This is a genomic window from Buttiauxella ferragutiae (assembly GCF_022637515.1).
Lineage (GTDB): Bacteria > Pseudomonadota > Gammaproteobacteria > Enterobacterales > Enterobacteriaceae > Buttiauxella > Buttiauxella ferragutiae.
Genome location: NZ_CP093332.1, coordinates 1,148,607 through 1,161,276 on the forward strand (window position 1 = coordinate 1,148,607; position 12,670 = coordinate 1,161,276).

Below are 12,670 nucleotides of genomic sequence, written 5' to 3' on the forward strand. Positions count from 1 at the left end.
GTCACTACGTTCTAATTAGTGTTGCTATTGCTTGCCTGGGTTTGTCTGATTTTTGTCGGATGACGCTGCGCTTATCCGACCTACGTGTCGGGGGTAAGCGCTAGCGTCATCCACCACTTTTTTAGGTAATAATGTGGTGCTGCTGTACCAGTTCATCGAGCGTGACGTGCGTGTTCTCCAGGGTGACGAGCGTGGTTGAGTTGTAGGTGCCGCCTGTGCCGTCGCGATCAATGGAAATAACGGTGTTATTGCCGCTGGTGGTGACGTTGAGGTAATTGCCCAGTGTGGCGGCCTGCCCATTCCAGCCGGTCAGCAGATCGTGAACGTTGATCGTGTCGCCTTGTGCCGCCGAGAAGTTGTGCCAGGTATCGGCACTGTTGCCGCCGGTCGCACTTGCGCTGGTCAACAGGTGATAAATCAGCGTGTCGCCATAAGCCGAGCCGGTAATCACATCGCTTTGCGCGGTGCTGACGAATTGCGGGCTCATATTGATGGTTAACGTGGCGCTGTCGCTATGGCCATTCTGGTCATTTAGCGTGTAGGTGAAGGTCTCTTTGGTGGTCATCGACGCCGGAGAAAGCCCGCTATTGAGGGTGTAGGTGTACGCACCATCAATCCCCATCACCAGCGTTCCGTAATGCCCCTGAATCGTGGCGGTTGAATTGCTACTGGTTAGCGGATCAAGCGTGGTCGTCGTGCCGTTGAAGCCGGTAATACTCAGTAGGGTGTGAACGGTACCGAGCTGATCGGCGGCGCCTGAGGCTTCCGTACCGTCGTAGATATTGCCGTGAACCGTGTTACCGGCAAGCGTTGAATAGCTGTCCAGATCAATGGTGGTACCGGTGATAGTTGGCGTGATGGTGATTTGTCCGGCACCAAGAACACCGACTCGCCCAGTGTAATTTAACGTGTAGGTACCCGATTGCAGATCCAGCCCTGCCAAATCAATATTCGCCACGCCGCCTAACAATATGCCACCGCTGAATGAACCGTTTCTTACCACGGTGCCTGAGCTGTTAGTGATGTTCCAGTCAACGTTCAAGCCACCCAAAGAAAGCAATGATTGCACCGTAAAATGTAAAACTGGGTTATGCAGAACTTCGTTAGCGCCAACCGCAAAAGTCCCGTTGCCGCTTCCTGATGACGGGATTACCAGGGTTGTCCACGATGCCGACCCCACGCTGGTATCCGAATAAACCGCCGTATTTTGCGCGGTGTTCACCGCCATCACAGTGCTGCTGTCATCAAACGCATCCACGGTATGCGGCGTGGCAGTGACATTCAGCGAGGCGGTGTCGGTATCACCGTTTGGTGCGGTGATGGTGTAAACAAAGCTGTCAGGCGTTTTGATGCTGTCCGCGCCCAGGCCGCTGTTCAGTTTGTAGGTGTAGTTACCTGCCGCATCAATGGTCAGCGTGCCGTATTCACCAATAATGGTGGTGGTGCCTGTTCCCGCAATGGCGACGCCATTCACCTGAGTAATGTGGCTATCTACCGGATGAATATCATCATTCATCACATTGCCGCTGGTACTGGCTGTGACGCTCTCCACCGCATAAGTATGGTCTTGCAGAATATTCAGCGTATAGCCGGTTAGCGCCGCCACACCGCTGGCATTTTTGAGCAAGAACAGATACTCGCCACCTGGCAGCGTCAGGGTTAATTGCGATGAGGTGCCGCCCAGCAATGGTGCGGTAAGCCAGGTATTGACCACCCGATATTGCTCATACTGCTGAGTCACATCGTTGAACTTGTAGACATAGAGATCGAAGGTGGAGAGTAACGCGACCCCGCCAACGCTCGCCTGCAACGTCATGGTACGCGTTGAACCTTCATCGACATCAAAGAGTATCGGGTTCGCCATATTGGCTAACGCGCTGAGGCTCAGCACATTTCCCACTCCGACGCTAAGCACCGAGAAACCACTTTGCTGTGAAGCCCCGTGGTCTACCGCTTCCACATCGGTGTTGTAGGTCAGCGCCGCCGTGTTATCGGTGGCGGTCACTGTGCTGGCAGGCGTTGGGTTGCCGAGTGTCACCACCAACTGCGCCGAATCACTAACGCCATTATGGGTGATGGTGTAAGTGAAGTTTTCGGTGCTGCCAAGTACCGAGGCTGAGGTGTCCGTTAGGGTGTAGGTGTAACTTCCGTCCTGGTTGATATGCAGCGTGCCGTATTCACCTGTGATATCCGCACCGCCTGCGCCAATCTGGGTGGTGACGCCCTGCGAGTTGGTCACCGATGTCACAACAGTGCCTGTCGGCGCGGTGTCCTGGCCGCTGTTCGGATCAATATCGGTGATCACGTTCCCCGGATGGGTCGTTTCCCCGCTGACTGTCCCGCCACTGATTTGTTCAATACTGACATCAAGGCTGGTGAAAGAGCCGGTCGCCAGCAGGCTGGTGTTGTAGCTCAGCACCCGATAAGTGCCTTCTTCCAGCCCGGTGACATTCAGTGTAACGCCGCTGGCACCCAGCGTTAGCAGGTTGGCAAACTGTGGCAGTCGCGAATCGATTACCGTAGTCCAGGCTCCGCCGACAAATTGCTGAATCACCACTTCCATCGTGTTGAGCAGTGTCAGTACCACACCTGTAGCGGCGGCATCAATCGTGATATTGGCAGTGCCGCCCGCGTTAACCGTAAAGCCTACTTGCGCGGTATCGTTGCCGAGCACCTGTACTGTGTCGCCCAGCGCCCCGACCAACAGCACGCCGTAATCGCTGTAATGCTCTGGCGGTGAAACGACGGCGCTGCTGGTCAGCGCCAGGTTGACCACGTTGTCATCGGCGGCCAGTGGCAGAGTCGGTGCGGTTGCAGTGACCGATGGCGAGGTGTTGCCTGCCGCATCGGTGGCGGTGACGGATAACTGCTCGCCGCCAATTTCGCGCGTTGGCAGTGTCAGGGTGTAGCTTCCGCTGCCGTTAGCGGTGGTGGTGACAACGGTGCCGCCCGGCAAGGTAATGTTCACCGTGCTGTTGGCTTCCGCCGAACCGCTGATGGTGGTGCCGTCTGCACTGATGGTCGCGGTTGGTGTCAGTGGGGCGATGGTATCAACGATCACGGTGAGTGCCGTTGACGGGCTGCCGGTGCCATTCGGGTTGGTGGCGGTAGCGGTGAAGGCGTGTGAACCTTCGGTGAGCGCAGATGGCGTGTAGCTCCAGGTGCCGTCCGTCGCCACCACGCTGCCCATCAACACGCCATTGTTGTAGATACTGACGGTTGCACCGATGTCTGCCGTGCCGTTAATGGTCGGAGTGGCATCGTTGGTGCTTTGCCCGTTGTTAACCGTTCCGGTAACGGGAGCGAAATTATCCAACACTGTGGTAATCACCGGCACGCCTGGTAATGCAGTGTTTGGCGCAGCAAATCCAGCCGATGCACCCAGGTTACCCGCGCTATCCATCGCCGCAGCTTGTAGGGATTCGCCGTTGGTTTGCGCGGGCGTTATCGTCACGCTGAACTTACCGTTACCATCCGCCGTGGCGCTGCCAAGAACCGTTCCGCCGCTGGATATGGTGACGGTGCTGCCCGCTTCGGCATTCCCCGTGACGGTTGTCCCGGTGGCGTTGACCACCATGCCAGTTGGTGCGGCAGGCGGCGTGGTATCGACAATAATCACCGCTGGCAGCGAGTTGGCGCTGGTATTGCCTGCCAGATCGGTGGCCGTCACGGTGAAGGTGTGGTTGCCTTCGGTCAGCGCGGTGGTCAGTGGGTAAGTCCAGTTGCCGCTACCGTCGGCAGTGACGCTGGTGACCAGGTTGCCGTTATCGTAAATCGCCACCGTAGCACCCGCTTCTGCTGTGCCGTTAAGCGTTGGCAGCGTGTCGTTGGTGGTCTGGTTGTTGGCAACCGGGCCGGTCACGGTGCCGACATCGTCAATAACCGTGGTGATCAGCGGCGCGTTTGGCGCGCTGGTATCCAGCGTGATGGTAAAGCCCGGAGTTGGGGTGGTGACGTTACCCGCCGCGTCGGTGGCGGTGAGGGTGAAGGTATGCGCGCCGGTAGCCAGCGGTGTGGCTGGGGTAAATGTCCAGGTGCCACTTGCCGGAACGGTCACCGTGCCAATTTGTATCGCTCCATCAAAGATAGCGAGGGTGCTGCCTGGTTCGCCGGTGCCGTTCAGCGTTGGGCGTGCGTCGTTGGTGATTTGTCCGTTGCTGAGTGAGCCGTTCACGCCGCCTGCCACGTCGTCCACCACGGAGGTGAGCACGGGCGTGATTGGCAGCACCGTGTCGATAGTCAGTGTAAAGCTTCCCGAAATCGCCCCGACGTTGCCCGCTGCATCGGTTGAGGTGGCGGTGAAAACATGGGTGCGATCGGGTAGCGGATTAGGGGGTGCCAGGCTCCAGATCCCTTCCGCGCTGGCGGTGGTGGTACCGAGCAGGATGCCATCGTCGTAAACCTTAACCGTGGAGTTGGCTTCTGCGGTGCCGCTCAGTAATGGTTGGTTGTCGTTGGTCGACTGCCCATTCACCAACGCGCCAGTCACCGGGCCGACATCATCAGTTGCCTGGATGACGATCGGTGCGGTGGGAACGGCGGTATCCACGACAATATTGAACGCCCCTGAAGCCGGGCTGACGTTGCCCGCGGAGTCTGTCGCGGTCACCGTAAACGCGTGATTGCCGTTGGCGAGCGGTGACCCTGCTGGTGGCGTGAAACTCCATGTACCACCAGTGACGATTGCGGTGCCAATCAACGTGCCGTTGTCGTAGATATTGACGGTCGATCCGGCTTCTACCGTGCCGTTGATTTGTGGACTGGTATCGTCCGTCACTTGCCCGTTGGTTAAATTACCGGTGACTGTCCCTGCATCGTCCGCGACGGTGGTAATAGCTGGCGCAACAGGCGCTGTGGTGTCGATCACCACGTTAAACGCTGCGGATGGTGCGCTGACGTTACCTGCCGGATCGGTAGCGGTAACGGTCAGGTTGTGCGAACCGCCTGGCAGTGCTGAAGGGGGTGTAAAGCTCCAGGTGCCGCCAGCCCCCACGGTTGCCGTACCCAGCGGCGTTATGCCGTCATATACCGTGATCGTCGAACCGACTTCGCCGGAACCGGTGATAGCAGGGCGCGTTTCGTTGGTCGGCTGGCCGCTGGTAATTGGCCCAATATTTGGCGCGGTGTTGTCGGTGACGGTCAAAATGGCTGGCGCGGTTGGGGCGACAGAATCCACAACTACGCTGAAGGCTGCTGACGAGTTACTGATATTCCCGGCGGCGTCGGTGGCTTTGACCGTCAGGGTATTGTTGCCCTGGAGTAACTGATGACCGACGTCCGGCGTGAATGACCATGTACCGGTGCCTGTGGCTGTTGTTGTGCCAAGAAGCGTGGTGCCAGAATAAACATTGATCGTGGCATTGGCTTCACTGGTGCCGCTGAGGGTTGGCTGCGTGTCTTTGGTGAGCTGGCCGTTGGTCAGGTTAGTCACCGGCTGAGTCTGGTCATCGACCACCAAAGTTATGGCTGGCACTACAGGAGCAGCGGTATCCACCACCGCAGTAAAGGTGGCTGGCGGGCTGACGTTGCCTGCCGCATCGGTAGTGACGAGCGTCAGATTGTGGCTGCCATCGGCCAGCGGCGTGGCTGGCGTGAACGTCCAGTTCCCCGCGCCATTAACCGGAACGGTGCCGATAACCGTGCCGTTTTCGCTGATGGTTAGCGTCGAGTTCGGGTCGGCGGTGCCGTTGAAGGTTGGCGTGTTGTCGTTAGTCGGCTGGCCGGAAACCACCGGGCCTGGCGTGCTGGTGTCGTCAACCACTGACGTAATAACCGGTGCCGCCGCGACGCTGGTATCAACAATCAGCGAGAAACTGGCAGGTGGAGCGCTGACGTTTCCGACAGCATCGGTTGCGGTGACGGTGATGGTGTGCGGACCCTCAGCCAGATTGGTTGGTGGCGTGAATGTCCAGGTACCGTCAGCGGTGACGGTTGCGGTGCCGAGTGTCGTGGTGCCTTCAAGAATCGTGATCGTCGAACCTACTTCGCCAGTGCCGGTAAAGGTAGGGCGCTGATCGTTCGTGGCCTGCCCGCTGGTGATGATGCCCGTTACCGGAGCGACATCGTCGGTGACGGAGGTGATGGCGGGAGCTGTGGGTAACGTGGTATCAACGGTAATGTTGAAATTCGGCGTCTGGCCGCTGGACACACCGCCAACACTCTGGCTGACGGCAAAAGTATGCGGGCCATCTGCCAGCGGTGTAGTGAACTGGTAACTCCAGGCTCCCCCGGTTCCTGCCGCGAACGGAGTCTGGGCAATACCGTCAATATAGAGGGTGATCATGGCACCGTCTTCAGCCACGCCGCTAAGTGTTGGCAGGTTATCGTTGGTGCTGGCACCGCTGTCGACTCTGCCGGTGACCGGCGCTACGTCATCCAAAACTTCAATTGTCGGCGGATGCGGAACATTCGTATCTGCGGCAATGAAGCCAGTCGGGCCACTCTGATTGCCAGCGGCATCCTGAGCAATTGCCTCCAGTTCTTCAGCGGTGGTTTGCGCAGGCGAAATTGTGACGGAGAAGGTTCCGGTTGTGGAATCAGCCAGGCCTCTGCCCAATACTGCATGGGTATTGGCATCCCTGATAATCACCGTGCTGCCGGGTTCCGCCGTCCCGTTTACCAGTGTGCCATTCGGATCTGCTGAACTTACCAGCGGAGAATCAGGTGGCAGCGTATCAACATGCAACGTAATTGGATTTGGTGATACGGCGGTATTTCCTGTGGCATCGCTGGCACTAAAGGTGAATGTGTGGTCGCTTACACCCGTCGGGAGTGTTGTCGTGAAGCTCCATGTACCATCCGGAGCAACAGTAACAATAGGGGGGGAAGTCACCACCGGTGTACCGTTATCTAAAACAGTAATGGTGCTACCTGGTTTACCTGTACCGCTGAAGACTGGGGAGGTATCGTCGGTATAGCTGCCATTGACCAGCGAAGTGGTAATCACACCCACGTCATCGGCAATCTCCGTCACGACCGGAGCGGTGAGCGGCGTGTTATCGACAGTCAGATTAAAGATTGCTGACAATGGGCTGAGGTTGCCCGCTGCATCGGTTGCGGTGGCGGTAATCTCCAGTGCGCCGTTCGGCAGTGGGCTCGTTAGGGTGATAGTCCAGTTTGTGCCAACAACCGTTGTGCTACCCAGCACCGTGGTGCCGTTGTACAGCGTGATGATGTCGCCATTCGCACCGGTGCCGTGGAAGGTTGGGGTGTTGTCATCGGTGACCGCGTTGTTGAACAGCGGTTGTTGTACCGCACCTACGTTATCGTCGGCATTGACGATAACCGGTGCAGCAGAAGCGGTGGTGTCGACCGTAAAGGTAATAGCCGCAGAAGGCGGGCTGACGTTCCCTGCCGCATCCGTTTCTTTGACGGTCACGTTGTAAATCTGTTCAGTCAGCGGCGTGGTCGGAGTAAAGCTCCAGCTGCCGTCTGCCCGTACCGTGGTTTCGCCGAGTTTTGTGCTGCCGTTGAACACTTCAATTTTATCGCCAGCTGTGCCGCCAGTGCCAGAGAACGTTGGCGTGGTGTCGTTGGTGCTGCCACCATTGCTGACGGTGCCAACCACCGGAGCATGATCATCGGTGACCGTTGGTGTGCCTGGTGCGGCTGGTGGCGTTGAGTCGACGTTCAGCGTAAAGCCTGCGGAAGGCAAGCCAACGTTACCCGCGGGATCGGTCGCCACGGCAGTCAGCGAGTGAGGGCCTTCAGCGAGCGCCGGAGAAGGGGTAAATGTCCATATGCCGCCAGCGGGAACCGTCACCGAACCAATCGGTGTGCTGCCGCCATTATCATAAATTTTGATTGTCGCCCCGACTTCGCCGGAACCGGTAAGGGTTGGCGTGCCGTTTTGCGTGCTGCCACCGTTGGTGACTGTCGCAGGGATTCCGCCCACTTCCCCTTGCGCGTTGGTAATGGATGGCGCAACAGGCGGTGTGGTATCGACCGTCAGGTTAAAACTGGCGGCTGGGCTGGCGTTGCCTGCGGCATCGGTCGCCACAGCCGTTATGGTATGTGGCCCTTCGCTCAGTGGTTGTGTCGGGATAATGCTCCATTTACCATCGCCGCCCACCACGATAGAGCCGATAGCGGTAGGGCCATCGTACAGCGTCACGGTGCTGCCAGCCGGGCCGGAGCCATTAAATTGCGGCAGGGTATCGTCGGTCGCCGAGTTGTTGGCAAGCGTTGCGGTAACCGTTCCGACATTATCTACTGCGCCGTCAATGGTGGGTGCAGACGGAACGGTAATGTCGATGGTGATGACATATTCGGCGGAAGGCGCGGTGATGTTGCCCGCCGTGTCTGTGGCGCTCACCGTGAAGCGGTGGGTGCTGTCGATCAACGTTGACGGTGTATAACTCCAGGTACCCGATACACCGACCGTAAAGGTGGTCAGCGCGGTGGCGCCATCGAACAAAGTGACGACAGATCCGGGTTCGCCGGTACCGCTGATCGTTGGCGTCCTGTCGTTGGTGAAACCATTGTTTGGCACCGAACCGCTGACGGGGGCGAAGTCATCGCTGACCAGCGTAATGGTTGGCGCTTGCGGAGCAATGGAATCAACGGTGAGCGAAAATGCCGCTTCAGGGCTGACGTTGCCTTTGGCATCGGTGGCGGTGACGGTCAGGTTATGCAGGCCCTGTGCGAGTGCGGTGGTTGGGGTATAACTCCAGTTTCCGTGCTCATCGGCAGTGACGCTATTTAACAGCGTAGCGTTGTCATAAATTTTCACCGTTGCGCCAGCTTCGGCGGTGCCTGTGAGTTGTGGCTTATCGTCGTTGGTGGTTTGTCCGTCGCTGAGATGATCGGTCGTGTAAAGGGGGACATCATCCACCACGGCGCTAATCACCGGAGCATCCGGCGCGGTGGTGTCAGGTGCGGTAATCGGTGTTTCTGGCCCGGTGTTTCCAGCGTTATCTGTCGCAGAAACTTCCAGTTTTTCGCCAGCCGTTTGCGGCGGGAATATCGGAATACTAAAACTACCGTCTGAACCTGCTGTTCCAGTCCCCAGTGGGGTGCCGTCGCTGTCAGTGACATTAACCGTGCTGCCTGGCTCGGCGTCACCGGTCACCACTGACCCCTCATCGTTGATGTCCACATTGGTCGGTGCCCCAGGAGGGGTGCTGTCTTGTGCAAAGACGGTGCTGTTGTCACTTTTGTTGTCTGCGCTGTCTGTCGCTGAAACCAGTAAGGGTTCGCCGTTGGTTTGTGCTGAGGTTAACGGTGAAACATCAAACCTCCCGTCAGCGCCTGTGATGCCCGTTCCCAGAACGTTACCGCTACTGTCGGTGACGATGATTTCACTGCCCGCTTCCGCGCTGCCGGTGACATGCAGGCCGTCTTGTGAAACCAGTAAATCACCCGGTGCTGCGGGCGGGGTGGTATCGACATTGACGGTAAAGACTGCCGAGGTGCCGCTAGTGCCGTACAGGTTGGTGGCGGTAAAGGTGAATTCTTGCGGACCGTCTGCCAGCGCGGATGGGGTATAGGTCCAGTGGCCGGTGCCGTCAGCGACAACGCTATCAAACAGCAAACCGTTGCTGAAGATTTTAACGGTACTTCCCGCTTCAGCCGTGCCGCTCAGGGTTGGTGTGGTGTCGTCGGTGGCCTGGCCGTTACTTAGAAGTCCCATAGTGGCGCCAGCATTGTCGTCCACAGAATCCAGCACTGGCACGGTTGGGTACTGGGAGGTCGATGCCGTAAACGGTGTATCCGGGCCAACGTTACCGGCTTGATCCTCAATGTGTGCTGTCAGCGTTTCACCGTGAGTCTGCGCAGGGGTGATCCCAACAGTAAAATTACCGTCGCTGTCGACATCGGCATGGCCGAGTTCAGACCCATCGGCAGCCGTGATGGTAATGGTGGTTCCGGGTTCGGCGGTGCCAGAAACGGTGGTGCCGTCGAGGCTGACATTCTCAATGACGGCAGCGGCAGGTGGCGTATGGTCGACAATAAAGATTGGGCTGGTGGTGGCGGAACTGACGTTCCCCGCAGCATCGGTTTGTACCACGATGATTTGGTGGCTACCGTCGGCCAGCGGTTGGTCAGGGGTAAAGCTCCATTTTCCGTCTTCGCCAACGGTGGCTTGCCCAACCTGGATGCCGTTATCATAAATGGTAACGGTGTCGCCCACTTCGCCGGTTCCGTTTAATCCCGGTCTGGTTTCATCGGTGTAGGTACCGCTGCTGATAATGCCGGTCAGCTTGCCGACATTATCCTGCAACTGCTCTAATTCAGGCGCGTCAGGGGCAACCGTGTCGATAGTGACGGTATAGGTATCCGAATGCGCACTTTCACCTTTGGCATTAATGGTAGTGACGGTAAAACTGTGAGAACCATCGGTTAACGCGTTGGCGGGGGTAAAGTTCCAGCCTCCGTTGGCATCAACCACTGCGGTGCCAATTTCGGTTCCATTGTCATAAATATGAACGGTGGTTCCTGGCTGACCCGCGCCCAGAAGTGTTGGGGTGTTGTCATTGGTTGGCGTAGTAGGGCTATTATTGGCAATGGTGCCGAATCCCGGAGTGACGTCATCCACCACGTTGGTGAGTGTCGGTGCGTCCGGTAACGGAATATTAGGCGCGGTCACGCTGCTATCAGGGCCAGTATTCCCGGCGGGGTCGGTGGCATGTGCCGTTAACTCTTCGCCACTAATTTGCGGATTTGTGAGCGGAATCGAAAAATTGCCATTACTGTCGGCAGTGCCGGTTCCGATCACCTGGCCGTTGGCATCGGTAATTGTCACGGTGCTGCCAGCTTCTGCGTTTCCGGTTATGGTTTTACCATCTGCCGAGACGCTCAGATTTGTTGGGGCTGCGGGCGGCGTGGTGTCATTACCGTTAGAGGGCTGGTTCGGCGAGTTGGGATTGCCGCCACCGTTGTTCGAGTTATTATCGTCACCTCCGCCGCCTCCACCTCCGCCACCACCGGCGGCCAGAGCAATACCGCCAGCGACGGCGACGCCACCCAAAATCCACGGCCAAATGGCTCCCCCATCATGTGATTCTGCACCTGTAGCCGCCATCAGCTCATCAATATTATTGATATGCTCGAAGTGAAATGCGGAGTCGGTATCTTGTACCCACCACAATGCGCCCTGGTCGTCTTCGAGCACTAATTGGTTGCCACCCTGGTCGGCGAAGGCGTAAAAGTTTTTTACGGTAATCACTTCGCCATCGTGCAGGGTAATGATCATATCGTGGCTGGAGCGCACGATACTGGCGATATCAGAGCGTTCAGCTTTGAGTTCAACAATGGAAGGGGAGTTCAGCGTAATTTCAGACGCTTCTACTTTATTCGTTACGCCAGTCAGCTTTGAGATGATTGATATTGAACGCATTGTTATCACTCCATTCTGTGTGAACGTGGGTGTAGTCTTCAGTCGCGCTTACGCACGCAAATCATTCCCCTGAATAAAGTGTTAAAACGATCTCAACTATTTATAAAATTTAAGACGAACGAATCCAGGCATCAAAATAATGATGGCTAATGTTATTGATGAAAAATTTGTTGGTTACTGAAGCATTAATTTATATGAATATAAGATTCATACTTTCTTATCATTTTCATAAGGGGGTATTGAAGATATAGACAGGATTGGATAAAAGCGCAAATGAAGTGCATAAGAGAGGAACGTAAGTTTTTTTCAGGAGTTATGTGCGCATTGTATGAGTTTTAGTTATGACTATAAAGTGGTATTTTTATTGGTAATGCATTGATATTTATTTGCTTTGTTTTGTGATTGATGGCGGTTTTATTTAAGTTATTATCGATTGGTTCACTTTAAACTTAATCCAGAGTTAACAAAATACCGTCGTGATAATCATCTGCCTTACTGCGGTGAAGCCAGGGTGGACACTAAAAATTTAACTTTTGTTAGTATGTATTCATGCGGTGAATATAAAGGGTAATTTATCCTTTCCGCTTGTTAGTCGACTAGCACAGTTTTAATCAATTGGGGGATTATATTTTATAGAAGATGACTTGATGGAATGAGTTATGCGGATTAATAAATTTTGTTTTGGTAATAAATAATATTTAGGGTAGGGGGAAGATAACTTCTCAGTATTAGCCCCCCGGAAGAAGGACTAATACTGTTTTTTAAAACCGTATTAACGACCCGCGTGCTTCATAATACGTGCTTTATCTACCGCCCACTCTTTGTCTTTTAAATCGTTGCGCTTGTCGTGCTGCTTCTTACCTTTCGCCACGCCGATTTTCACTTTGCACCAGGCATTTTTCCAGTACATCGACAGGGCGACAACGGTGTAACCATCACGGTTAATACGCCCGTAAAGGTTATCAAGCTCACGTTGGTTAAGCAGGAGTTTACGGGTACGTGTTGGGTCGCAGACCACATGGCTTGAGGCCACGTTTAACGGAGTAAAGTTGGCGCCAAACAAAAATGCTTCGCCATCTACCAGTATGACGTAGCTGTCACCGATGTTGGCCTTCCCGGCACGCAGAGATTTTACTTCCCAGCCTTGCAGCACGAGTCCCGCTTCAAACTCATCTTCGATAAAGTATTCATGGCGGGCGCGTTTGTTTTGCGCAATGGTGGCTGAACCTGGTTTGTATGCTTTTTTCTTTGTCATAGTGCTGCTCAGTATAAGTAATCCAGGAGTTCAAATACACCCCGCTTCGCTGCGAGGATGAAGGCATATCTTAGCAC

2 protein-coding genes are annotated in these 12,670 nt (G+C 55.8%); both read right to left on the reverse strand.

All coding sequences use genetic code 11. The features are described 5' to 3' along the window. Positions 1-121 precede the first annotated feature (121 nt). Entirely contained in the window at positions 122-11,338 is an 11,217-nt protein-coding gene (locus tag MNO13_RS05255; protein WP_241939615.1) for a BapA/Bap/LapF family large adhesin, read from the reverse strand. A gap of 772 nt (positions 11,339-12,110) precedes the next feature. Continuing rightward, a complete protein-coding gene (gene smpB, locus MNO13_RS05260; RefSeq protein WP_064544275.1) occupies positions 12,111-12,593 on the reverse strand; it encodes an SsrA-binding protein SmpB in 483 nt (160 codons plus the stop codon). Positions 12,594-12,670 lie beyond the last annotated feature (77 nt).